This window comes from Flammeovirgaceae bacterium SG7u.111, assembly GCA_034044135.1.
Taxonomy (GTDB): Bacteria; Bacteroidota; Bacteroidia; order Cytophagales; family Flammeovirgaceae.
On the sequence record CP139021.1, the window covers coordinates 5,205,450 to 5,229,409 of the forward strand.

General features: G+C 39.3%; 22 protein-coding genes. 7 read left to right on the forward strand and 15 right to left on the reverse strand.

The window, feature by feature from the left end:
- Window positions 1-8: 8 nt before the first annotated feature.
- On the forward strand, window positions 9-782 hold the full coding sequence (locus R9C00_20160) for an FtsX-like permease family protein (protein WPO34016.1): 774 nt from the start codon (window positions 9-11) through the stop codon (window positions 780-782).
- Between the two features lie 131 nt (window positions 783-913).
- Window positions 914-1,801 carry a phosphatase gene (locus tag R9C00_20165; GenBank protein ID WPO34017.1) on the forward strand — a complete coding sequence of 296 codons (888 nt, stop codon included), beginning with the start codon at window positions 914-916 and terminating at the stop codon, window positions 1,799-1,801.
- Window positions 1,802-1,884: 83 nt separating this feature from the next.
- Here R9C00_20165 and R9C00_20170 read toward each other — a convergent pair whose 3' ends face one another.
- A complete protein-coding gene (locus R9C00_20170; GenBank protein ID WPO34018.1) occupies window positions 1,885-4,437 on the reverse strand; it encodes a YfhO family protein in 2,553 nt (850 codons plus the stop codon).
- Window positions 4,438-4,692: 255 nt separating this feature from the next.
- On the opposite strand from R9C00_20170, the gene R9C00_20175 reads away from it, so the two are divergent.
- Both R9C00_20175 and R9C00_20180 read left to right on the forward strand, forming a co-directional pair.
- Window positions 4,693-6,141, forward strand: coding sequence for an MBOAT family O-acyltransferase (locus tag R9C00_20175; protein ID WPO34019.1), 1,449 nt, complete (start codon window positions 4,693-4,695; stop codon window positions 6,139-6,141).
- A gap of 8 nt (window positions 6,142-6,149) precedes the next feature.
- Window positions 6,150-6,977, forward strand: a complete 828-nt coding sequence (locus R9C00_20180) for a hypothetical protein (GenBank protein ID WPO34020.1) — start codon at window positions 6,150-6,152, stop codon at window positions 6,975-6,977.
- Between the two features lie 63 nt (window positions 6,978-7,040).
- On the opposite strand, the gene R9C00_20185 is transcribed toward R9C00_20180, so the two are convergent.
- From R9C00_20185 to R9C00_20205, 5 genes are all read right to left on the reverse strand, one after another.
- The gene (locus R9C00_20185; GenBank protein ID WPO34021.1) at window positions 7,041-8,117 is read right to left on the reverse strand and encodes a VWA domain-containing protein; all 1,077 of its coding nucleotides are present in this window, start codon (window positions 8,115-8,117) and stop codon (window positions 7,041-7,043) included.
- 327 nt (window positions 8,118-8,444) lie between these two features.
- On the reverse strand, window positions 8,445-10,358 hold the full coding sequence (locus R9C00_20190) for an OmpA family protein (protein WPO34022.1): 1,914 nt from the start codon (window positions 10,356-10,358) through the stop codon (window positions 8,445-8,447).
- Between the two features lie 251 nt (window positions 10,359-10,609).
- A complete protein-coding gene (locus tag R9C00_20195; GenBank protein WPO34023.1) occupies window positions 10,610-11,137 on the reverse strand; it encodes a hypothetical protein in 528 nt (175 codons plus the stop codon).
- A gap of 84 nt (window positions 11,138-11,221) precedes the next feature.
- Window positions 11,222-12,202, reverse strand: coding sequence for an SDR family oxidoreductase (locus R9C00_20200; protein ID WPO34024.1), 981 nt, complete (start codon window positions 12,200-12,202; stop codon window positions 11,222-11,224).
- A 217-nt stretch (window positions 12,203-12,419) separates the two neighbouring features.
- Window positions 12,420-12,584, reverse strand: a complete 165-nt coding sequence (locus tag R9C00_20205; GenBank protein ID WPO34025.1) for a YqaE/Pmp3 family membrane protein — start codon at window positions 12,582-12,584, stop codon at window positions 12,420-12,422.
- A 263-nt stretch (window positions 12,585-12,847) separates the two neighbouring features.
- On the opposite strand from R9C00_20205, the gene R9C00_20210 reads away from it, so the two are divergent.
- The 3 genes from R9C00_20210 (at window position 12,848) to R9C00_20220 (ending at window position 15,203) form a co-directional block, all read left to right on the forward strand.
- Window positions 12,848-13,510, forward strand: a complete 663-nt coding sequence (locus R9C00_20210; GenBank protein ID WPO34026.1) for a YceI family protein — start codon at window positions 12,848-12,850, stop codon at window positions 13,508-13,510.
- Between the two features lie 291 nt (window positions 13,511-13,801).
- Window positions 13,802-14,419 (forward strand): porin family protein, encoded by a 618-nt coding sequence (locus R9C00_20215; protein ID WPO34027.1) that lies wholly within the window; start codon window positions 13,802-13,804, stop codon window positions 14,417-14,419.
- A gap of 106 nt (window positions 14,420-14,525) precedes the next feature.
- Window positions 14,526-15,203, forward strand: coding sequence for an OmpA family protein (locus R9C00_20220; protein ID WPO34028.1), 678 nt, complete (start codon window positions 14,526-14,528; stop codon window positions 15,201-15,203).
- Window positions 15,204-15,277: 74 nt separating this feature from the next.
- On the opposite strand, the gene R9C00_20225 is transcribed toward R9C00_20220, so the two are convergent.
- From R9C00_20225 to rfbC, 9 genes are all read right to left on the reverse strand, one after another.
- A complete protein-coding gene (locus R9C00_20225; protein ID WPO34029.1) occupies window positions 15,278-15,706 on the reverse strand; it encodes a VanZ family protein in 429 nt (142 codons plus the stop codon).
- 175 nt (window positions 15,707-15,881) lie between these two features.
- Window positions 15,882-16,619: a WecB/TagA/CpsF family glycosyltransferase gene (locus R9C00_20230; protein WPO34030.1), complete on the reverse strand. Its 738-nt coding sequence runs from the start codon at window positions 16,617-16,619 to the stop codon at window positions 15,882-15,884.
- 85 nt (window positions 16,620-16,704) lie between these two features.
- On the reverse strand, window positions 16,705-17,748 hold the full coding sequence (locus R9C00_20235; protein WPO34031.1) for a glycosyltransferase family 2 protein: 1,044 nt from the start codon (window positions 17,746-17,748) through the stop codon (window positions 16,705-16,707).
- A gap of 119 nt (window positions 17,749-17,867) precedes the next feature.
- Window positions 17,868-19,124, reverse strand: coding sequence for a hypothetical protein (locus tag R9C00_20240; GenBank protein WPO34032.1), 1,257 nt, complete (start codon window positions 19,122-19,124; stop codon window positions 17,868-17,870).
- Window positions 19,125-19,173: 49 nt separating this feature from the next.
- Window positions 19,174-19,758 carry a hypothetical protein gene (locus R9C00_20245; protein ID WPO34033.1) on the reverse strand — a complete coding sequence of 195 codons (585 nt, stop codon included), beginning with the start codon at window positions 19,756-19,758 and terminating at the stop codon, window positions 19,174-19,176.
- Window positions 19,759-19,776: 18 nt separating this feature from the next.
- The gene (locus R9C00_20250) at window positions 19,777-21,120 is read right to left on the reverse strand and encodes a flippase (protein WPO34034.1); all 1,344 of its coding nucleotides are present in this window, start codon (window positions 21,118-21,120) and stop codon (window positions 19,777-19,779) included.
- A gap of 3 nt (window positions 21,121-21,123) precedes the next feature.
- Window positions 21,124-22,161, reverse strand: coding sequence for a dTDP-glucose 4,6-dehydratase (gene rfbB, locus R9C00_20255; GenBank protein ID WPO34035.1), 1,038 nt, complete (start codon window positions 22,159-22,161; stop codon window positions 21,124-21,126).
- A 34-nt stretch (window positions 22,162-22,195) separates the two neighbouring features.
- Window positions 22,196-23,068, reverse strand: a complete 873-nt coding sequence (gene rfbD / locus R9C00_20260) for a dTDP-4-dehydrorhamnose reductase (GenBank protein WPO34036.1) — start codon at window positions 23,066-23,068, stop codon at window positions 22,196-22,198.
- A 6-nt stretch (window positions 23,069-23,074) separates the two neighbouring features.
- Window positions 23,075-23,644, reverse strand: a complete 570-nt coding sequence (gene rfbC, locus R9C00_20265) for a dTDP-4-dehydrorhamnose 3,5-epimerase (GenBank protein ID WPO34037.1) — start codon at window positions 23,642-23,644, stop codon at window positions 23,075-23,077.
- Window positions 23,645-23,960: the final 316 nt, after the last annotated feature.

Here is a 23,960-nt window from a genome sequence, read left to right on the forward strand (position 1 = left end):
TGGAAACCATGAAAATGGAGCTTGCCGAAGGGAGAAGTTTCGATGTAAAAATGTCCACTGATAGCCTCAACTACATTGTAAATGAAGAAGCGATAAAACAGATGGGCATTGAAAACCCGATAGGCAAAAGTTTGAGATTTTGGAGAGACGAACCAGGAACCATCATTGGCGTAGTGAAAAACTTTCATCACCAATCCCTCCACTCGCCCATCGAGCCAATCATCATCCGCCTAGACCCTAACCAGACCTGGAATGTATTTGCCAAGTTAGACAACAACCACCTTTCAAAAACCTTAGGGGAGATAGAAGAACTATACAAAAAATACGAACCAGCATACCCTTTCCAATACACCTTTATGGATGATAAATTCAAACAAATGTACAGCAAAGAGCTGCTTGTAGGCACACTTTCAAACTACGCTGCAGGTCTGGCAATTTTCATTTCCTGTTTAGGTTTATTTGGGCTCACGGTTTACACTACCAGCCAGCGTACCAAGGAAATCGGCATCCGCAAAGTGATGGGAGCATCCATCCCTCGCCTTGTACTGATGCTCACCTCAAAGTTCACTGTACTGATTCTCCTTTCCCTGCTCATCGCCTTTCCAGCCTCCTATTTTATTATGGACAACTGGATGGAAGATTTTACCTTTAGGGCAGGAATAAGTCTTGAAAAATTCCTGATAGCGGGCGGATTAGCCCTTACCATAGCATGGCTCACCATTGGCTACCAAGCCATTAAAGTTTCTGTAAGAAACCCTATCGATGCATTGAAGTATGAATAGGGAAAGGAGGTAACACTGCTACGTTGCTAAACTATTCTAAAAGAGAATGTCAAAAAAACTTTGAATTAACCTTATTTTTTGTTTAATGAGAGCAGAAAAAAGAACCTATATAAACATAAGGACAACAAACTATGAGAATAGCCGCAATTGACATCGGATCAAATGCCATTAGATTTAGAGTAGTAGATGTTTTTGAAACAAAATCGGGAGCTGTATTTAGAAGTCTCGAAAATGTTCGCTTTCCCCTCAGGTTGGGTACAGAAGTTTTTACCAACTCCTTTATTAGCCCTGAAACTGAAGATAAGTTCATCAAACTTATTCAAGCCTACCGGGTACTGATTGACCTCTACGAGGTGGAACATTACCTGGCTTATGCTACTTCTGCTATGCGAGAAGCTGAAAATGGTGAAGCATTGGCTAAAAAATGTGGAAAAATATGCGACATGGACATTACGCTGATTGACGGTAAAAAAGAATCTGCAGTATTGAGTATGGCTATAGAAGAGTTCTTAGGAGAAAGTTGTTACATACATGTGGATGTAGGTGGAGGGAGCACCGAAATCAATCTTTACAAAAACAAAGCAAACGTGGACAGCAGATCTTTTACAATTGGTGCAGTGAGAGGTCTGGGGAAAGGGCTGGACAAAGAAACGCTATTCAATGAAATGGGCGAGTGGATTTCTAGCACACTTGGTGAGTGTGTACAAGTACCTGTTGCCATTGGAACAGGAGGAAATATAAATGCGCTTATGGAACATTCAGGAAATGACAACCTCAAATTTCTATCCTTGGAAGACCTTATTTCTACCAGAGATAAAATCAACCAACTAGATGTCCTCCAGCGAGTGAGAGTACTAAACATGCCAAAAGACCGAGCCGATGTGATAGTTCCCGGTGCAGATATTTACATAAAAGCAATGCAAAAAGCAGGTGCTGAAAGCATAATTGCCCCAGGAACAGGGTTGATAGATGGCATCATCAGGGAAGCGTATATCCAACATACTGAGCAAGGAGTTTAGCACTTCTGTTTCATATAAAAGCAAAAAGGCTGATAGGTATCGTGCTATCAGCCTTTTTGTATTGAAATAAGTAGTACCAAAGCCTATTCCTCTTTCCCTCCTTTTACTTCCTTCACTACCATAAACCCACAAGCGCCAATTACAATAAGTAGTACCAAATAGCTACTTATATTCGTAATGGTCGCCCCATTTTCAAATGATTTGGGGTGGAACTCCATCGTGATTTCATGTTCTCCTGCCGGAACTTCCAACCCCCTCAATACATAGTTTACACTTACAAGTTCTGCGGGATTCCCATCTATTTTCACTTCCCAACCTTTGGGGTAATATATCTCAGAAAATACAGCCAGTCCAGGGTTTGAATTAGATGATTTGAATGCCAATCGCCTTGGGCTGTATTTTGTTAATTCAATACTTGCCGCACTATCCACTTGGAAATTCGTAGCCGAAACCTCGAATCGAGAGGCATCTATCACTGCCTCTTTTGTAGGATTAAGCCTAGCTAATGCATCCATTTCTTCATCGGGGCTGGTCACCGTCTTCACTGATTCCACAAACCAAGCATTACCCGCTGCTTCTGGGTTTTGCAAAACAGCACGAGCTTCGTTTCCAAACTTTATATACTTTACATTCAGCATGTTGCTCACAGGAACTTGACTAAAATCTGGTCGCTTTCCTTCTTTCAACGAAGCAATCATTTTGTTCTGCTCAGGAAAAAGTTGACGGTCTATAAGGTCACGATAACGAAGCATTTTTGCTGCAAAATACCCCCCTACCGACTTGTGGTAATAAGAAGTTTGGGCTTCTCGGTCGAACTGGCCCAATGAGAACACGCGGTAATGCATGTCTTTGTCTTTTAAAATAGCCTTATCTGCCTCGGTAATTTGGTGTGAGCGCTGCACAGCATTTTTTTGGAATTTCTCAGAGTTCAAATAACGTTTCCCCACTAGCCACAAATCCCCGACCATGATCACGCCCGTTACCATAATGGCTACCTGTGGTTTTACCTTGCCTTGCAGGGTAAAATACAGTAATCCAGCTACTATCAAGATCAAAATGGCGGTACGAATAGAATCACTAATCAATACGGACTGCCTGTCGTCATGAAGAGCATCTATCAGTCTATTAGCGGTAGCTTGATCTTGTACCCCCAACCTTTGCGGAAACGATTGATCCACGTTGATCACCTGCCCTTGTTGCTCTATGTAGCGGGTATAATCGGGTATTCCTGAAAGCAAAATTGCCAGCACCGCTACTCCAGCCGTAGCCCCAACAGCAATAAAAAACTGTTTCTGCAATTCTTTATTCCATTTAGAGTCCAATAATTTTTGCAAGGCAAGCATGCCTGCCAAAGGCATCAGTAAAACTGCTAAACTCAGCGCCATTGCCACAGTTCGAAACTTGTTGAAACCAGGGAAATAATCGAACAAGAAGTAATTGAATGTAGAGAAATTCCTGCCCCAAGCAAAGAACATCATCAACACAAAACCTCCTAATATCCACCAACGATACCGGTTATCAAGAATCAGCATTGCAAGTACAAACAAGAAACAGACAATTGCCCCGGCATAAGCAGGTCCGCCAGTAAACGGCTGATCGCCACGATACAAAGGAATCCCACCCGATTGCACAATCTGCTCGGCTTGCTTCGCTCCATAGCTTGCAGCAAGAGCTTCATACATATTGCTATTAATTGAAAGTTTTTCACCACTTGCTCCTCCATAAAAATAAGGGATGAGCAAGGTCAAACTCTCCCATTTTCCCTCGCTCCAACTGTAAGCATATTCTTTGTCCAAGCCTCCATCAGCCTGAATCTCTTGCTTTGCACCTTCAACCGGTTTTAGCTGGGCTTCTCCTCGTATCGAATATGGAGTGTATTCCATCGTCATCCAAATTCGGGCTACACTTGTCCCTGAAGCCAATACTATCGCTAATAGTATCACTGCCGATTGCTTGGCAAAAGCAGGAATCTCCTTGTTTTTCACTGCAAAAACCAACTCGCTTATTGCATATATTATGCATATAAATATGAGATAGAATGTGATTTGAAAATGACTTGGCTCTAGCTCCAAAGCGAGTCCCATAGCAAAAATGGCAAAGCCCATGAGGTATTTCTTAGAGAAGATCAAATGCATACCGCCAATCACCAATGCAGCATAGGCAATAGCCCACATTTTGGTAGTATGTCCCGCTTCTATGCTCATCACATTAAAAGTGGTGAGGGCAAAGGCGATAGCCCCAAACATAGCCAAATAGGGTTTTACCCTAAAGCAGAGTGCCATTATCGAAAATGAAAACATTAAGGTGAAAAGCAGATGGGCTGTAGTTTCTTTCCCAATAAAACCTCTGGTGATGGTTTTCAAAATCAAAATTCCTCTGACCGGAACGCCCGTAGCAATCAAATAATTGGGCAGACCCGAAAACATAGCATCGTTCCAAAGTGCTTGTTCTCCCGTCTTTTTATTGTAATCGACAGCAGCTTTAGACATACCCGCAAATTGGATCACGTCCGTTTGATGCAAGGTCTCTTTTTTTACCAACTCAGGGTAGAAATAAGACAAGGTAACCAAATAAAAAGCAGCTATACCTACTATATAAGGTGTTAAATGTTTCAGAGATAACTTCTGTTTGCTCATGCTAAGTTGGTGTATAAAACTCAGGATTTATTTATTTCGGCTTAAATATAGCACGACTTAAGCATACAGCTAAAATTCTGAGAAGTTTCTTTAAGAAACCTTGTCTACGAAATAGGGCTTTCGGAAATACACCAACAAATCCTCAATATTTTTTTACCTTTGGAGCTGCGCTTAACGGTCCATCCTATAAAAAAACAAGTAGCTTGTTCAAAAGCCATTTTTGATTCTAAAAACCAACAATTTTAAAAAGGCAACATGCTTTTTAATTCACTAGACTTCGCTATCTTCCTTCCTGTTGTCTTCCTTTTGTACTGGTTGGTTACCAATAAAAATCTTCGCTTACAAAACCTATTGATAGTTGTTGCCAGTTATGTGTTTTATGGTTGGTGGGACTGGCGCTTTCTTTCGCTCATTTTCTTCAGTTCTGTTGTAGATTATTCAGTTGGGCTGGCTCTTCACAAGCAAAAAAATGAACACTTCCGAAGGATACTTCTCTGGACTAGTATAACTGTCAACCTCGGTTTTTTGGGCTTTTTCAAATACTATAACTTTTTTTTAGAGAATGTTGAAAGTGCATTTTCCCTCATGGGAACGCCCATACAAGGCAGTTCTTTACACATCATTTTGCCTGTGGGCATCAGTTTTTATACCTTCCAAACTCTTAGCTATACCTTAGATATTTACAAGAAAAAGCTGAGCCCCACAAAGGACTTTATCTCATTTTTAGCTTTTGTAAGTTTTTTTCCACAACTAGTAGCTGGTCCCATAGAACGGGCTTCCCACCTCCTTCCCCAGTTTTATAAAAAAAGAGAATTTGAATACGCCAAAGCTGTTGATGGGCTAAGACAAGTCCTTTGGGGACTGTTCAAAAAAATGGTGATAGCAGACAATGCCGCTGAGCTGGCAAACCTCATTTTCAACAATTCCAGCTCCTACTCGGGAAGCACGCTGATGCTAGGAGCAGTCTTTTTTGCCTTTCAGATTTACGGAGACTTTTCGGGATATTCTGACATTGCCATAGGTACCTCCAGACTGTTTGGCTTTGACCTGATGCAAAACTTTGCTTTCCCTTATTTCTCCAGAGACATTGCAGAATTTTGGAGGCGCTGGCACATTTCTCTTTCTACTTGGTTCAGAGATTATCTCTACATCCCCTTGGGCGGAAGCCGTGGAAATATCTTAAAAAAAGTCAGAAACACATTTGTGGTTTTTATCGTGAGCGGATTTTGGCATGGGGCAAATTGGACCTATATTGTTTGGGGAACACTCAATGCAATTTACTTCTTGCCGCTGCTCCTCTTCAACATAAATAGGAAAAACACAGACGTGGTAGCTGAAGGAAAGATTTTCCCGACCATTCGGGAATTTGCAGGGATTCTCGCAACCTTTTTACTGAGCACTTTGGCTTGGATATTTTTTAGGGCTGAAAATATCGACCACGCCACAAAGTACATAGCAACTATTTTTTCAAAATCATCACTAATTGCGCCAAATTTTATAGGTATGCGGCATGCTTTGGTCACATTAGCCCTAATCTTTCTCTTTTGCATTATTGAATGGACTGGCAGGGAAAATAAATTTGCACTTGAGAAAATAGGACTCAAATGGAGCACCCCTGCCCGATGGGTTTTCTATCTTATTATCGCATTTTTCATCTTCTATTTCCAAGGAGACCAACAGGAATTCATCTATTTCCAGTTTTAATTGAGAGCATGAAAAAATTTCTTTCCAGAACGGGTTTATATATCATTCTTTCTTTGTTATTCATTGAACTGATGTCCTTTTTGGTATTAAAATCAGGACTTTACACCTATGATTACCCTGGTCATGAAATCTACGATGCCATTGCGAAAAGCAAAAAAAAGAACCCTGCTAAAAAAGTACTGATAGGAGACAGCGTGGGAATGCAGCTTTTTCCTAACCATGCAAAAAACGATTCTGTCAATTACCTCACAAGCAACCAGTCTATCAGCATGGTAGGGCAATATATTTTATTGAAAAATCACTTAGAAGCTGGAAATGAAATAGATACTCTTTTTATGCTTTTCAGTCCTCTTGTTTTTGACAACAACCTCGACCAGAACTTTACCTACCACTATTTCCTAAAACCGTTTGACAAACCCCAGTACCAGCCATTGTTCACAGAAACGGTAAAACAACAAATCGCAAAAATCCCTTATAGTAACTTTTCCCAAGTACCTCATATTTTGGTCACCTCATGGGCACCCAATTTTACTTCTACAGACTCGCTCGACTTCACCTTCTTATCTCCTATTTCTGTAGAATATCTCTCAAAAATAAAAGAGCTTTCAGAGAAAAATGGGTTTGATATCGTAATACTTCCTGCTCCTGTTTCTAATGCCAAAAAGGGCTTGGTGGAACAGCTAGACAAGAGCGAGGCTATCGAATGTGGAATGGAAACAGAGTTCAACAGCTATTTCGACGAACTCTTTTATTTGGATAGCACGCTGTTTTCTGATGGGACACATTTGATAAAGCCTGAGGAGTACAGCGAGTATTATTTGAAAAACTACTTCTAGTCACAAAAAAGCCAGCATTGCTTTCGCAACACTGGCCTGATAGTTAATATTCTTCTATTCGGACTACTTTCCTTCTACTACACAACCGCCAGAAAACCCGTTGGCAGAAAAACAGGTAGTTAGCGAGCCACTTTGGTCACCATAATCTACTTTTATTTGTAACTCATGGCTTCCTGCACGCTTTGGTGAGCAATATTGGAACAGATAAGTACTGTTCACTTCAGCCCTGATTATTCCTGCTGCCTCTTTAAATTTAGGACCAAGCTCGTTCACATCTTGGGCAAAAAAGAAGCCGTCTGGTCCGTATGCTTCCAGATTGGTTTCATTGATAGAGCCTCCCAAACCAATCGTGTTCATGATGATTCCTTTTGATTGCGCCTGAGCCACAGATTTCAATGCATCAGTTTTTGTTCTCCTTCCTGCTTGGTCAGAACCATCGGTAAACACCGCAATAGATCCCATTCTAATGATGCTTCCGCCCTGTCCTAATACATTTTCCATAATACTTACACCCTCTATCACCGCACCATTGAGGTTGGTCGAGTTATCGTTGCTTAGGTCTTCTGTAATATTTTCAACACCAGCTATCAGCTTAGAGCGCTCTTGAGTAAAAGCGACCAATGTGTTGAGTTTTGCCCCACCGTCAAACCACATAATCTGCATTTCTACCTCACCAAATTCATCGCTGTCTGTCGTAGGGACGATCTCTTGGATAAAACTAACCGTTGCCGCTTTTAGCTCCGTAAGCGAAGTTGAGGTTACACTACCACTCAAATCGAGCACCAAAAGCGTATGTGACTTAAAAATATTAGGCTTTGGCAAAATCCCAAAATCACTTTCGAAAGGGGAAATAGGATCGCCATTCTCAAATACACTAATATTAGCTACTTTCAAGTCTTTTACAGGTACTGTATCATTTCCTACACGCTGGTGTGCATTAAATAACACAGAAACATTTGCCGGATTAGCCGATCCGCTGGTGCGGAAAGTCAAGAAAACCCCATTTTCTTCGGTAGTAGTCGGCGTATTGCAACTATTTACATCTACAGGGTCAGGATCATTGCCTCCGCAAGAAAAGAAAAACAAAGGAGCTGTTACCAAAGTGATAAAAAATAAGAATACTTTTAAATTAGCCTTCATAAGATATTTGGTTGATACAAGTACGTTTATACGGAGCTTTGCAAAAAATGTGCGCAAAAAATCAGGATTTCTTACATAAAGGTTTGTACCCTACTGGCTATCAACTCACTAAATAGGATGAAAAAATATTCTCTTTAACCGCACCATCTTTACTTTTAGAGAAAGGAAGAAGTATTTGTTCAAGATATTTTTTTCTAAAAAAAACTGGTAAAAAGCACGCCTAAAAAAAAGGAAGTCCACAAAAAGAAAACAAGCTTAATAAAACACAAAAAGAGCCGTTACACCAACATGTAACAACTCTTTTGCCATTTAAACTTTGCAAAAAAACTAGATGATTTTAAATTCAATTCTACGGTTTTGAGCTTTCCCTTCATCTGTTTCATTACTAGCTACAGGTTCGGTTTCTCCGTATCCTTTATAAGTCATTCTTTTTTCGGGAACACCCGCACTTTCAAGATACTGCACCACTGACCTTGCCCGATTGAGCGAAAGAACTTTATTGTCCGTATCGCTGCCCACATCATCTGTATGACCACCAATCTCTATTTTCATGTCCTCATTTTCCTTTAGGAACTGGATCAACTTGAGTAACTCTGTCTTTGATTTTGGCAGCAACTCATAAGAACCAGATTCGAAGAAAATATTGCTAAGCGTTACTGTTGAGCCTTCTTTTATCGGATCCAAATATATATCTAGCTCTATTCCATTCTGATGCTTTTCACTGTAATTGAAACTCAAACTTTTGTATAGATACCCTTTCTTTTGCACATGCAAGGCATATTCCGAACCTTCGGTAAGTACTATGAGGTAATCGCCATCTTTTGGATCGGAAACTACATTACTAATCACATCTCGAGATACGATGTCCGTAAGGTCGATATTAGCACCGAGCGGCTCTTTCGTTTCTGCATCAAATACTTTTCCCTTCACATAATCGCTAATATTTTTGATTCGGATTTCTTCGGGTACATCAAAACTTGTAAGCACGCTACTGATTACCCTTCCATCTTGGATGTCCTCATGCGAGTAAAATCCTTTTAGCCCATCAGCCGAAATGAACAAAGAAACCTGAGCATTATGATCGTTTATTGGATAGCCTAGGTTAGAAGGCTCAGCCCAAGTCTCATTTTCCAATTCTGTTTGAAACAAATCTAGCTTTCCATAGCCCATTAAGCCATCTGAAGAAAAAAACAAAGTTTTTCCATTTGCATGAATAAAAGGAGAAACCTCATCACCAGGCGTATTGATAGGATTGCCAAGGTTAGTTGGATGTGTCCATTGGTCATCACTATTCATCCTCGTAACCCAAATATCATTTCCACCTAATGTCCCGCTCCTGTCCGATACAAAATATAGCGTTCTTCCATCGGCAGACAACGAAGGCTGCGATTCCCACGACCTTCCATTCACCACATTGCCCATGTTTTCTGGCTTACTCCAAACCCCACCTACTTTTCTGGAAATAAACAAATCACAAGCACCTATTACTTGCCTTTCCCTAGAGCCTTCACAAGCTGTGAAAATCAAGGTTTTACCATCGGCAGAAATACTGCAAGTACCTTCATTGAAATGTGTATTCAGTTCCTCCATGTAGACAGGCTCTTGCCAAGCACTATCTACAAACTGGCTTTCATACATGTTCTCGTCGTTGTGACCTACCCTTGCGGTGAATATCAATGTTTTCTGATCGGCAGTGAGTACAGGAAAGTACTGTTGAGAATACCTATTCACTATTTTTGAGAGAGGTGTAGGGTTAAAATTCAGAGGGTTTTTCATGCCCTCTAGCGCATAATCAGCAGTGGCAATAATCTTTTTTGCAAGGTTGATATCTCTTTGGTAACGAGTACTGGGGTTAAAAGACAGAAACTTCTCTGCGTTCACCTTTGCCGAGCTGTACAGCCCATCACCAATGTGGAACTGAGCCACCATGATATACGGAATAATATAATCCTTATTATCTGGAGCAAGCTCTGCAGCTTTTTCATAATGAACCCGCGACTTTTTCACCTCACGGAGAACCAAATAAAAATAACCCAGCTCACGGTGAGCATCGGCAAAGTTTGGATCAATACGTACCGACTTTTCAAGTTCTTCTATTGCCTTATCGAAGTTGCGGGACTGCTTGTACTTCTGAGCACTTTCGTAGAGCTTCAGTGCTTTTTTGGACTCCGTGCCTTGGGCAAATACGCTTAATACAGGAAACAATATAAGCGCAAAAAACAATAGCTTCTTTGGATTCATAAGTGTTCTCTCAAAATACCCCATAGCAATAGCGCTATAAGTAATTAGTTTTCACGATCTAATACCTTATTACCTAAGAGTAGTATCCATGGCAATACAAATATTACTTTATTAATATTTATCTGTCCTTTTATAAGAAAACTAACGACTCAGCCTATTTGTTAATATCAGTCTATTCACAAAAGTTTGGTAAAATCATTTAAAAAACAGCAAATATTATACATTATCACCTATCATTTGTAAAATGATGGTTATTTACACTTACTTTCTTCCACTTCTAAGCCAGTACAAGTCCACGCTTCTCCGTAAATAGATTCAAAACAAACTTCATAACCAAAGCCCTTTTGCAGCATGTAATAATTGACTTTTTCTGCCCATATCTTATCCGTAACTTTGAGCAACCTTATACTTTTTCCTGCTGGCAACACCCTATTCTCTACCCTTCCCGTAAGGTGAGGGAACTTCGTCGTGCCAACCAAACCTACAAACATCGAATCCATATTTTCATACACTTTGCCTTCTAACAATATTTTCGTCGACTTGATGAGAGCAGGCCCTATCCCATTATTGCTCACTTCCACAGATAACCCATCGTTTTGGTTATAAACCACCTGCCATTCTAAATAAGGCCATGCAGAAACCTCTTGTTGGGTTTGCATGATCCTAGCTTCGTACACATAGATCGATACGGTGGTAAGGTTTATCAAAATAGCGACCAAGCCAATAACCACTCCTGCCTCAATTTTACGTTTCCCTTTTTTTTCAGTGCTTTCTTCCATAAAAATGCTAATAGGTTTGCATAAAAAAAGCCCTTTTTGACATCATCTCAAAAGGGCTTAGAAAGTATCTTTTTCGGAAAATAGTTATTTCTGGTAAGCGGCTATCACTTTATCCATAAACTGGTTATTTTCTTCTATTATTTTCATGCGAGAAGATTCTTGTTCAAACCATTTTACAGTCCTTTTTATACCAACTTTAAAAGGGATAGTCGCCTTGAATTCTGGTACAAATGACTTTATTTTCGTATTGTCAAAAACCACGCTTACAGCCTTGTCCCCTAATAAGTTTCCTTTTTGGAAATCGTCGAATTTAGCTATAAAATCAGATGGGATATATACTACTTTGGGCGTTACACCTGCTGCTGCACCTACCGCATCGTAAATCTGGTTCCAGGTCAAAATCTCGTCTGAAGTGATATGAAAGCTATGCCCAATAGCCTGCTGATGCCCCAAAAGCCCTACAAAGCCTATGGCAAAGTCATCGGAATGCGTAATGGTCCAGAGCGATGAACCATCCCCGTGGATGATTATTGGCTTTCCTTTCCGAATCCTATCGATAATGGTAAAATCTTCCCAACTCCCAATGGCCACGGGAATCACGGTATCATAGGTAAGCGAAGGACGGACAATTGTCATGGGGAAATCTTCTTCTCTATACACTTTATTGAGCAAGTCTTCGCAAGCAATTTTATCCCTCGAATATTGCCAATATGGATTTTTGAGCGGGGTACTCTCGGTTATAACCGGATGGGAGGCAGGCTTTTCGTATGCCGAAGCCGAACTGATAAATATGTACTGATCGGTCTTGCCCTTAAATAATTCAATATCGCGCTGTACATCTTCAGGTGTAAAGGCAATGAAATTTGCAACCACATCAAAATAATGATCTTTGAGAAGCGCTTTCGTTCCTTCAAGGTCTGTTATATCCCCCACCAAAGACTTAGCCCCTTCAGGAACTGGTCTATTTCCCCTATTGAACAAATACACCTCATACCCTTTCTCAATGGCAAGGCGAGTAGAAGCAGCAGATATATTCCCGGTGCCGCCGATAAACAAGATTTTCATTTTCTATTATTTATGAAGTTAGAAATAAAAGCTTGTTTAAACTTCAGGTTTCCAAGCGAAAAGATCACTGCGGCGGCAAACCGCTTTAAGGTTTTCACGAAAGAAGATTTTTCGAAGTGAAGTTCTTGAAATGATCATTTGCAGCGAAACAGATAAAATTTATATAAGCTTTAAAGCAATAGCGAAACGATTGCCACATCCCAAACTTACAAATATTCTACTCATCATGCTTGGCTATTACCCATACCGCATGGATTATCCCTGGGATAAAACCTAAAAGCGTGAGTAAAATATTCAACCAAAAAGCGCCTCGGATTCCTACGGTAAAAAATACGCCCAAAGGGGGTAATAAAATTGCTAAAACCATCCTGATGATACTCATATACTATAATAGTTTAGGTTTACTGAATGCTCTCCAATGATAACCTTTTGTACGTAAATAGGGAAATTATTTTTGACGAACGGTATTTTTTCCAGCTCTCCAACCCAACTTACACCCTGACTAACAACCTATTACATAACAGGTATGATTATTTCGAGAAATATTTTAAGGATTTTAATAACCATTTTAAAAGTCATTAGTTATCCAGTTGAAAATGGAAATAACCTCAATTTTTGATTGTAAAACTAAAACTTAGAAAAAAAATGAAACTTGTTAAATTGAGTAATCTCTTGCTTATTGGGTTGATCGTATCACTTATTTCATGTAGTGGTGCAAAGAAAACAGAAGAAGTTGCAGAAACTGAAGAAGTAGCTGTAGTCGAAGAAACCCCTGCTGGTAGCTTAGAAGATGGCACGTACACTTATTCTGCTGAAGATAGCAAAATCAAATGGCACGCATCCAAAATGACTGGCGATCACAACGGTACTGTTGACTTGGCTAGCGGCAGCTTTACGGTAGAAGGTGGTGAAGTAAAAGGCGGAAGCTTTGATATCGACCTTAACACTATCGTATCTGAAGACTTAGCGGGAAAAGATGAAATGAAAGCTAAACTTGAAGGACACTTGAAGTCAGCTGATTTCTTTGATGTAGAAACTAGCCCAATGGCAACTTTCGAAATTTCTGAAGTTACTGCTGATTCTGTAAAAGGAAACTTGACCATCAAGAATATTTCTAATGAAATTGCATTTCCAGCTACTATTGCTGCTGATAGCACTGGAATTAGCACAAAAGCTTCTTTCAAATTGGATAGAACAAAGTGGGATATGATGTTCCACTCTGGGTTAGAGCAGTGGGGAGACAAAACCATCAAAGATGAGTTCACTGTAGAGTTTGACTTAGTAGCAACTAAAGACGCTGTTCAATAAAAAAAAATCTACTATACTAATCTGGCCCTACGCTTAGTGCGTGGGGCTTTTTTTGTTCTATACTTTCTATTTTTTCACGATTTTGTAGAATCAAACAACACGTTTGTAGAATTAAATTCACACCCCTTCCGCTCTACACCAAATACAAAACGCTAGACTTAAATACCACAAAAAACTGGTTTACAGGTGAATAAAACAAAAAGAACACCTCACGTCCCAAAAACAGGAATGCTTTTTTTGTAAGGATAAGGAAAATACAAAATTAATTTATCCACAAAAAAACAAACTGAAATGAGACAACTTAAAGCATTCTCCATACTAGCCACTTTAGGGTTATTATTCATCGGCAACCTCAGTAAAACTTATGCACAAGGAACTTACCTAGGCCTAAAAGGCGGGGTTAACTTCTCAGAATTCAAAGGTGCTGAATCAGATGTAAAGATGACTCCAGGAGCTGCATTTGGTGCTTTTATTCGCCAAGAGTCCGCGGGAAACTTTGCCGTTACGGGTGAGGTAAACTATATGGGAAAAGGCACGGAATACAAAGACGGACTGTTAGAGTCGAGCACGGTCAACTACTTGGAAATACCTGTTCTCTTCGAATTTATGCTTCCCGGTGAGAGGATTAGACCAAGACTTTTTGCAGGACCCTATGCAGGCTTTATCATGGGCGCAGAAGACAATGCTGAAGTTGGAGGGGTTTCGGTAGATACAGAGGAGAATTATTCCTCAATTGATGCTGGGGCAATTTTGGGAGCAGGCGTAAACATGAAAGTATCTGAAGAAAATTGGTTATTGCTCGATGTAAGATACGGGCTAGGTATGAAAGACATCACTACCGACGATGATCTGGACATCAGAAACCGAGGGTTTAATGTCAACCTAGGTTTTATTTTCCCCATCTATTAAGACCTATAAAAGCAGTGCGAGGAACTAACTCAATCTAGCCCTCCTTAAACCGCTAGTTTTTTTCTAACCAATAACATTACAAATTCTCAAACCAAAAGAAGATATCATGAAAAACATAATTAGTTTAATAGCTATAGGACTTACCTCAATTTTTATCTACAGCAGTTGCTCTTCATGGAGCAATACCGCCAAAGGGGGTTCAGTAGGCGCAGGTGCAGGTGGTGCAATTGGCGGAGTATTAGGCAACAAATCTGGAAATACAACCCAAGGGGCAATTTTAGGAGCTGCCATTGGTGGCGTGACCGGAGCGGCTATTGGCAGGTACATGGATAAACAAAAAGAAGACTTGGAAGAAGAACTTGGAGAAGTAGCGGAAGTAGAACGTGTGGGAGAAGGCATAAAAGTCACTTTTGGTTCAGGTATTTTGTTTGATTTTGACTCTGATGGCCTAAAACCAACAGCCAAGTCAAGTATCCAAAAAATGGTAGAAACCTTAGAAGAATATCCTGACACTGAAATAATGGTAACCGGCCATACAGATAGTGAAGGTTCTGAAAAATATAACCTTAGGCTTTCAGAAGAAAGGGCTAAAGCTGTAGTAGAATACGCTAAGCTTTTAGGATTAAATAGCGACAGGTTAATACCTTTAGGATTAGGCGAAACACAGCCAGTTGCCAAAAATGACTCGGAAATTGGTAGAGCTCAAAACAGGCGAGTTGAAATTGCCATTTATGCCAATGAAGAATTGAAACAAAAAGTAAAAGATGGCGAAGTAGGTAAATAATACCACTTCCTGATAAACTGAACAGCCCCTAGGAACTATGTTCCTAGGGGCTGTTCGTATCGTTATGTATCAATTTAAGCCACTTTGTAGTAAAGCAATCGGTAAACCAACAAACCCAGATAGCCTCCACAAGTGTTGAGGATCACATCATCAATATCAAAATTCCCTACGCTCAATGAAATTTGGAGGGACTCGATCAGTAAACTTAAGCCACAACAGATTAGCAAAACCCACCCTGTTTTCTCACTCCCCCAACGCATAAATGGTAATAAAAAGCCAAGAGGCATAAACAAGAGCATATTCCCGAATACATTCACGGCAAACTCAACATATTCATCTTCGCCAGATTCTTCCCAAGTGCATTTGTCAATGTAATGCCCTATCATCACAAAGGGAATCGCATTTACATCTCTTTTGAGGGTGTAATCATTACGATTTGGTATCAATCTGTTTCCTGTATAGAAAAATAAAAACCAAACCAGCACCACCAAATAGATGGGCATAAGGATTTTTGATAGGGTTGATAACCGGTGGAGCAACATATGGTCAGATGCTAGTAAGTTAATGGATAGTTATTATTTCAAAACGTTCACGCTTGTAACCAAAAAAAGTGAGCTAGGTTCAAAACCAACGCCCACTTTCAAAGTCTTATACAAATATTCTATTGGAGAGTGTTATTTATTTCCCAGCAGCCAATACTCGGAACATAAACTTAAAATTGCCAACCAAATATCGTTTCCACATTCTTTGAGGCTCTAGGTAAAGTCTGTAAAGCCATTCAAACTTTACTTTTCTGATCCACATTGGAGCTCGTGTAACCGCTCCAGCAGTGAAATCAAAAAAAGCACCAACACCCATCGCCAATTTTACTTTAAGCGCAGACCTATTTTCATAAATCCACATTTCTTGTTTTGGGTTACCCATCGCTACAATCAACACATCCGCACCAGACTCATTTATTTCTTCTACTATGGAAGGCGTATCTTCATTGGTAAAAAAGCCATTGCGGTAACCTGCAATATTGAGATTTGGAAATTTAGCTTTTATATTTTTAACCGTTACCTCCAATATCTCTTGCTTGGTACCAAACAAGAAAACTTTGTATCCTTTCTTTTCGCACAAGCCTAATACCTCTGGGGTAAAATCAGTACCGTTGAGGTTTTCAGAAAACTTTTCTCCTTTATAAGAAGCAGCCAAATCAAGACCGATTCCATCATTTAAGACGAAATCAGAAGAAGTGATTGCTTCTTTAGCTTCGGGCTGTTCGCATACAATGTTTACTGTATGAGCATTTACAAAAGTTAGACTATGGGCTTTCTTAAAAGGCGCACTTAGAAGCACATCCAAATCCTCTAACAATTCGGAAGTAGTAGAGCTAAGCACGTCTATTCCCAGAATGTCAATTGTTTTCATCATTATCAAAAAAACTAGGTTCAGATAAATAAAACAAAAGGCAAAGTACTCCTATTCAGCTAGGAACAATTTGCCTTTTCTAATTAAGTTAAGCTACTATTTTTTTTTTAGCCTTGTATGTAAAACCTTCATACAGCCCTTTAATAGTATAGCGCAAGTTCTTCTTCTTTTGAGTGATACGCATAGTATTAAGGAAAGCAGGAACTACCGATACCACATTATAGAACATTCCATAGTGCTTCTTCAGGAAGATCATGTGGTTCTTGTTCAACTGATAGTAATAGAACTCCTTGATGTCTTTTGTACTTGAGCTATCTTTATGGAACACTTTGCTATCCAAAGCTACAGACAGTTTCCAGCCTTCTTTTTTCATGCGGTGCATCCAATCCATTTCCTCTACATACACAAAATACTCTTCGTCTATCAAACCAACTTCATCAAGTACTTCCTTACGAACCAATACGGATGCTCCCATAAGGAAATCAAGCTTTTCTACTGCCTCTTCCTTTGTAACATTGTCAAGCTCAGAAATGTGCATATTCTTATACTGAAGCTTTGTAGCTGACAATAGTGGATAGAACTTCCCTCCACCTATGGTCTGAATTTTCTCTTTTTCACCGTGATAAATCAAGACAGAGCCTACCATACCTATTTTCTCATCAGACTCTATCTCAGTCACCATAGTAGATAAAGAATCTGGCACTACTTCCGTATCGTTGTTAAGCATCCAAGCATACGAATAATCTCCTTGCTCCATTATGTACTTAAAACAAGCGTTTTGCCCACCTGCAAAACCAGCATTTTGTAACTTGTTAACTACAAGCACAGGGTGCTGAAAAGGATTGCTTTCTCTAGAGGTTTTATGCTCAAACTGAATAGTGTGATCTTCGTTAAGAACAGTAATATCTACATCACCTATTTTCTCTTTAAGGTAGTCAGTGTACTCCTGCTCCTTACACTCTCCTGTCATTAAATCTTTGAATACTTCAACTGAGCCATTTGAAGAGCCATTGTCTACTATCAAAATTTGAAAGTTTGGATCTTGAAGCTTTGTTAGGCTAGCGATACATTCTACAGTATCATTATAATTGTTCCAGTTAACTAGTGTGATGTAAACTTTAGATTCTGCCATAATTTCAGTAGATTGTTTTTCAATAAACAAATTCTTAACCTTCTATTTAAATAAATTTAAATTACTAAATATCAATTTGTTATAAAGATAAGGAATTCATTAAAACGAGGTTGTTAGCATTAGTTAATGATCCTCATTTTTACTAATTTCTCTTTGCCTAAGAGGTGGCTTACATAGACAAGAATAGCCAGTATGGACATAAAAATCCCTGATTGAAATACAATTTTCAATGCCATTACTGAATAAATAATTGAAAAGATTATGTAATCTTTAATCGCTAGCATCATAAGAGGAGCTTCATTATCCTTCATACTAGTTGCCGCTCTAAAAACGGAAAGGTACAAAAACACAAATACCAACACACCTACAAAACCCAGTTCGAAAGTGATACCAAGCCATCCAATATCTGCCGGCCAAAAGTTAATCCCGTAAATATCTTGAACTGTCTTATCAAACAACAGTGGATTGAGGAAGCCCGACCCGAAAAGAAAATTAAGAGGATTGTCAAGTAGGAATTCAGTCGCTTGTCCAATCGTATTCATACGCACATTCAACGAATCACTTTTTCCACTGGAAGTATCAAGCATTACGCTGAAATACTCAAACTGAGTAAAGAGATAAACAAACGAAAACGAGAACAAAGAAATAAACGCTATCTTTTTAGGGAGAGAAACCTTTTGTAAGGCCAATAACCCCAATATTAACAACAAAGTCAACAACTCAACTCGTTGCTTTTGGTAAATAGCATGATAAACGATGAAAAGCAATACTGGAATAATGTAAAGCGGCTTTTTCTCCATTAAATATTTACGGAAAAAATAAAAAGTTACGATAATTCCTGGTACTATATCGAATAGAAACCTAAAACCCTTTTCAAAACTAAAATAGACCAGTTGGCTATCGAAATTAGCTTCAAAAATAGGTCTTGGATCTACAAAAAGATTCACATATAAGTACGACAATGTTGTAAGCGACCCAAACCACAATAAAGACTGAGTGATATCTTTCAGGTCTGCCTTGAGCACTCGCAAAGCTGCGTATGTCAAGAAAAAGAAGAAAAATGGGAAGATTTTAGCTTGTGCTATTAGCCCATATGACAATGGCTGCCCATAGTGAATTGCAGCAGTAAATGCAGAAAGCACCATCAAGCCTATGGCAGACCAAAATACCTGCATAGAATATTTAGGCTTTTCCTTCCAAACAAACAAGACAATGAAGGTTACCATAAAACCTAGCATAGGCACCCCTCCTTTGGAAATCGCATAAAGAATGGGAAGATCTTTTATATAAAAGAAAATTTGAAAGGTAAATACATAGAGTATTATCAGTGAGATCACTGTCACATTTACTCGTAAAAGACCTATTCTAAACTTCATCAACTCTTTTCTTTATAGAACAAATTTATTTTCAGTGCTAATAACCTCACTATCGAGCACTCACCCACTCTTTCTTAGCGTGATCGTATTTTTTAAGCACTTTGGCAGGGACTCCCCCAGCAATGCAATAATCGGGAATATCTTTGGTAACTACTGCATTTGCACCAACTATACTATACTTTCCTACATTAGCCCCAATCACACATACATTTTCTCCTAACCAAGCCCCCTCGCCAATGGTCACATCGCCTTTTAGCTCCAATGGTTGGTCTATGATAGGCGTACCTACATCTTTGTAACCATGAAAGTTATCTGTAATGAACACTTTATCGGCCATAATGACCTTACGCTCTATAGTCACATTTCCCAAGGCTACTGCATGAAACAAATGACCAATATACGTTCCGTCACCTATGCTTAGACTTGGATTCTCACTGAGTAAAGTGTCTGTATAAAGCCATGCTTTTTCTCTGATATATACACCCGAACCTATTGAAATATTTTTCATCCCATCTATTCGCAATGGAGCGCCAATAACAGAACCTGCGCCGAAAGACTTAAACCCACCTTTCCACAATAACACCCATAACCTAGCCTTCACAAACCCGATGATCTTACTCAATTTTTCGTACATGATGTATGTTGTTTAGTTTTATTTCAACTTAGAGATAAAGGGGATGTACAGAATAAAAATCCCTAACTTCTTTTTCACTAAAAAGAGGACCAATACATTCCATGAAATCATAGCGATGGCATTTGACATTGCAGCCCCCATCACTCCAAACTCAGGTATAAGCAAGTAATTCAATGCAACATTGAGTGCCGTAGAAGCCACAAGTACATTTCGTACAATTCGCTGGTTTTCGGTCATCTGCAATACCGAAGCTGCTAAGCCCAATCCTGCAAATACAAACTTGCCTAATGAAAGTACCCAAAGTGGATATACACTTACTTTAAATTCTTCACCAAACATTCCTAAGATAAACTCTGGTAAAATGATGATGGCAATGATGATTGGAGCAGTGAGTCCCATAATAAGCTTGCCAGCTTGCAATGCAGACTTCTCCATTTTATCCATATCGTTTTTAGCAAAGAACTCGGAAAACTTAGGAATTACAATCGCATTTACTACCATCAAAGGTAAGAATACAAGTGCAGTGATTTTTTCCATCGCACTGAATACCCCCACTTCATTTTCCGTGGCCAATGATCCCAGCATTAAAATACCAATGTACCTTGACAAAGCATCCATTAGGTAAATAACCATAATTGGTAAAGCAAAATCAGTAATAGTTTTATAACTGATCTCATCCGATGCTTTATGCCCCATTATACCGGTTTGCTTATACCACAAGATGGCTCCTATTATAAATGTGAGCATCACGCCCAACATGTAAGCTACTTCTGGTATATAATCACTCTTATAGAAATAGTGCATAATGACCAAAATTGCTGTTGCAAAGATGAAGTGTGCGCATTCTTGTAAGAATGCAAATGACTTTATTTTTCTCAACCCTTTGAGGCTTTCTGAAAAAATAAATACAAAAGTGAAAGGACCTACTACATAAGATGTAAGCTGGAAATAAGATGTAAGATGCGGCTTGTTGAACACATATTCTGCCAAGTAAGGCGAAACAAAATAAAGGATTGCCGTAACCAACAAACTTGACCCTAAAGCGAACTTAAAGATCTTTATGTTTATTTCTTTCACTATATCCATCCGCCCAAGTGCTGAGTATTGGGAGTTATACTTCATCACTGCCTGGTCTAGCCCAGCCTTGCCAAACATAGCCGACAACTGAAGTACTACCACGCACAATGAAAATACACCCATACCCTCAGCCCCATACATACGGGAGACAAGAACTTGGAGCAGGAAAGTAAATCCCACCCCTAAGATTTTGAACATAAAGTTGACGGCACTGCCAGTCAACATATCTTTAAGATCAGCATCTTTGCCAAGCTTATCCTTGAGCTTTTGGATCATGACAGTCATCTACTATTGAGCAGTTGGGGTTAGAATTGATTCTTTATTATTAAGGTACCAATCAATCGTTTTCACAATACCTGTATCGAAACTCTCATCGGCTTTCCAACCCAGCTCATTTTCGAGCCTAGTAGCATCAATAGCATACCTCCTGTCATGTCCAGGACGATCTTTCACAAATGTGATCAAATCTTTATAAGACTTTCCATCTTCCCTTGGCTGGCTAGCATCTAGGGCGCGGCAAATAGTATCGCAGATCTCAAGGTTATTTCTCTCGTTACGGCCACCTATGTTGTACGTTTCACCACTCTGACCTGTATGGTAAACCAAGTCGATTCCTTTGCAGTGATCAAGTACATACAACCAATCACGGATATTTTTTCCATCTCCATAAATTGGAATAGGCTCTAGAGCCAAAGCCTTACGGATAATGGTAGGAATCAATTTTTCTTTATGCTGCTTAGGTCCGTAGTTATTAGAACAGTTGGTTGTTACCACATCCATTCCATACGTATGAAAATAACTTCTTACAATCAAATCACTCGCTGCTTTCGAAGCGCTATAAGGACTGTTTGGGGCATATGGAGTAGTTTCGGTAAACAAACCCGTTTCGCCTAAAGTACCATATACTTCATCAGTTGAAATATGGTGGAAGCGGCAATCTTCGTACCCTTCTTTGAAGGCAAAAGGGGCATCCATCCAGTAGTTCCTAGCTACATCTATCAACGTAAATGTTCCATTCACATTCGTTCTTACAAACGCTTCTGGACCAGTAATAGAATTATCTACATGAGACTCTGCGGCAAAATGGACAACGCCTCTAATATCGTATTCTCTAAATAAAAACTCGATTAGATCTCTGTTACAAATATCTCCTTCTACAAACTTGTAGCGATCACCCTCCTCTATCTCTTTAAGGTTTGCCAAATCACCCGCATAGGTAAGTTTGTCAAGGTTTATAACTCTGTAATCAGAATATTTTTCAACAAAATAAGGAACGAAGTTAGCTCCAATAAATCCTGCTCCTCCAGTTACTAATATCGATTTCATTTATATCTATTTTTTTAAGTTCTTGATTATAAAATTACTTTTCCAACTCAGCCATGCACGCTTTCAAGCTATCCCTCCAGTGTGGGATTTGAATACCAAACGTATCCTTTATTTTTTGCTTTTTCATCACGCTATAGTGTGGCCTTTCAGCTGGGGTGGGGTATTCTGTAGTAGGGATTGCCTCCAATTTTGCCGTTGCTCCTGATAGCTCAAATATTGCATGGGCAAAATCGTACCAAGAAGCGACACCTTCATTGCTAAAGTGGTAAATCCCATCATACTCTGCTCCCTTTTCAGGATTTTGGATTTTCTCTATGATGGCAAGTATTGCCGAAGCAAGGTCTCTTGCGTAAGTAGGAGTTCCTACTTGGTCAGAAATAACCCTCAACAACTCCCTTTCCTTTCCGAAGCGGATCATTGTTTTTACAAAGTTCGCCCCAAATGTGGAGTATAACCATGAGGTACGAACTATCACCGTTTTTGGGTTATTTTCCAATGCAGCTTCTTCACCGGCTAGTTTACTTTTTCCATAAACCGATATCGGGTTTGTCACATGGCTTTCAGATATTGGCATAAAGTCATCACCCTTAAACACAAAATCTGTTGAAACCTGAATAAATGCCGCTCCATTTTGAGCAGCTCCTTTTGCTAAATTCTCAGCGCCAAGTTCATTTATCTTATACGCCATAGCTTCATCCACCTCAGCTTTATCTACATTAGTATAAGCCGCACAATTGATACAAAATTCAACTTTTTTATCAGCAAACGCCTTAAGAACAGCTTCTAAATTAGTAATATCAAGGGTATCAACATCTGAAAACACCCATGTATCTTTGTTGCTTTTTGAAAGAAGCTGCAACTCACTCCCTAACTGACCGTTAGCTCCTGTTACTAAAATTACAGACATATTAAATTAAGCTTGAGGGGTTAGTGTGAAATCATTTGTAGCATTCTCCAAAAGGGGAAGTTTTTTGTCTTTATCAGACACCAAAAGCTTATCAGCTGGCACTCCCCAGTCAATGTTCAGGTTAGGGTCATTATAAATAATGCCACCTTCATGCCCTGGTGCATAAAAATTATCACACTTGTAGAAAAACTCAGCCGTCTCACTAAGCACGACAAAACCATGAGCAAAGCCTCTTGGTACAAAAAGTTGTCTTTTATTTTCTTCGCTTAGCTCTACAGCTACATGCTGCCCGTAGGTAGGTGACCCTTTTCGAATATCAACAGCTACGTCTATCACAGTGCCTTTAAGCACTCTAACAAGTTTTGCCTGGGCATACTCACCTTTTTGATAATGAAGGCCTCTTAGCACACCATAACTCGAATAAGATTGATTGTCTTGAACAAACACGGGTCTTTGCCCTGTAAGATTTTCAAATAGGTCTAGGTTAAAACTCTCAAAAAAGTAACCCCGAGAGTCCCCAAAAACCCTAGGCTCAAGAATGACTGCCCCAGATAGTTTTGTTTCGATTAATTTCATGATGGATTGATTAGATAAAATTCCAATTTATTCTCCTGTATCAATGGAAAACTTTTTTAAATAATGCAGAGAATCCACAATGGATCGCCCATTTATATTCTTTACATTTTCAAAAAAAACAATTTGAAAGAAGAAAAATCTTCTTTGCCAGTATAGTTTAATATTATGAGTGCAAATCCCTAGAAATTAGCTTTAATTTTCATCAAAACATTACAACTAGAAATCTGCTTCAGGCAGGGCTCATTCTGCTGTTAGGTTTAATACCTTACACAAAGAAATGAATAATATAATTGCACAACAATTTAAGATGCTAAAT

Bases quoted from the DNA above. Each gene is read 5' to 3' on its own strand.
- R9C00_20210 (WPO34026.1), top strand. From the start codon at position 12,848: ATGAAACTTGTTAAATTGAGTAATCTCTTGCTTATTGGGTTGATCGTA.
- R9C00_20225 (WPO34029.1), bottom strand. From the start codon at position 15,706: ATGCCCATCTATTTGGTGGTGCTGGTTTGGTTTTTATTTTTCTATACA.
- R9C00_20245 (WPO34033.1), bottom strand. From the start codon at position 19,758: ATGTACGAAAAATTGAGTAAGATCATCGGGTTTGTGAAGGCTAGGTTA.
- R9C00_20180 (WPO34020.1), top strand. From the start codon at position 6,150: ATGAAAAAATTTCTTTCCAGAACGGGTTTATATATCATTCTTTCTTTG.
- R9C00_20175 (WPO34019.1), top strand. From the start codon at position 4,693: ATGCTTTTTAATTCACTAGACTTCGCTATCTTCCTTCCTGTTGTCTTC.
- R9C00_20220 (WPO34028.1), top strand. From the start codon at position 14,526: ATGAAAAACATAATTAGTTTAATAGCTATAGGACTTACCTCAATTTTT.
- R9C00_20215 (WPO34027.1), top strand. From the start codon at position 13,802: ATGAGACAACTTAAAGCATTCTCCATACTAGCCACTTTAGGGTTATTA.
- R9C00_20230 (WPO34030.1), bottom strand. From the start codon at position 16,619: ATGATGAAAACAATTGACATTCTGGGAATAGACGTGCTTAGCTCTACT.
- R9C00_20185 (WPO34021.1), bottom strand. From the start codon at position 8,117: ATGAAGGCTAATTTAAAAGTATTCTTATTTTTTATCACTTTGGTAACA.
- R9C00_20250 (WPO34034.1), bottom strand. From the start codon at position 21,120: ATGACTGTCATGATCCAAAAGCTCAAGGATAAGCTTGGCAAAGATGCT.
- rfbD (WPO34036.1), bottom strand. From the start codon at position 23,068: ATGTCTGTAATTTTAGTAACAGGAGCTAACGGTCAGTTAGGGAGTGAG.
- R9C00_20195 (WPO34023.1), bottom strand. From the start codon at position 11,137: ATGGAAGAAAGCACTGAAAAAAAAGGGAAACGTAAAATTGAGGCAGGA.
- R9C00_20240 (WPO34032.1), bottom strand. From the start codon at position 19,124: ATGAAGTTTAGAATAGGTCTTTTACGAGTAAATGTGACAGTGATCTCA.
- rfbC (WPO34037.1), bottom strand. From the start codon at position 23,644: ATGAAATTAATCGAAACAAAACTATCTGGGGCAGTCATTCTTGAGCCT.
- R9C00_20170 (WPO34018.1), bottom strand. From the start codon at position 4,437: ATGAGCAAACAGAAGTTATCTCTGAAACATTTAACACCTTATATAGTA.
- R9C00_20235 (WPO34031.1), bottom strand. From the start codon at position 17,748: ATGGCAGAATCTAAAGTTTACATCACACTAGTTAACTGGAACAATTAT.
- R9C00_20200 (WPO34024.1), bottom strand. From the start codon at position 12,202: ATGAAAATCTTGTTTATCGGCGGCACCGGGAATATATCTGCTGCTTCT.
- R9C00_20165 (WPO34017.1), top strand. From the start codon at position 914: ATGAGAATAGCCGCAATTGACATCGGATCAAATGCCATTAGATTTAGA.
- R9C00_20190 (WPO34022.1), bottom strand. From the start codon at position 10,358: ATGAATCCAAAGAAGCTATTGTTTTTTGCGCTTATATTGTTTCCTGTA.
- R9C00_20205 (WPO34025.1), bottom strand. From the start codon at position 12,584: ATGAGTATCATCAGGATGGTTTTAGCAATTTTATTACCCCCTTTGGGC.
- rfbB (WPO34035.1), bottom strand. From the start codon at position 22,161: ATGAAATCGATATTAGTAACTGGAGGAGCAGGATTTATTGGAGCTAAC.
- R9C00_20160 (WPO34016.1), top strand. From the start codon at position 9: ATGAAAATGGAGCTTGCCGAAGGGAGAAGTTTCGATGTAAAAATGTCC.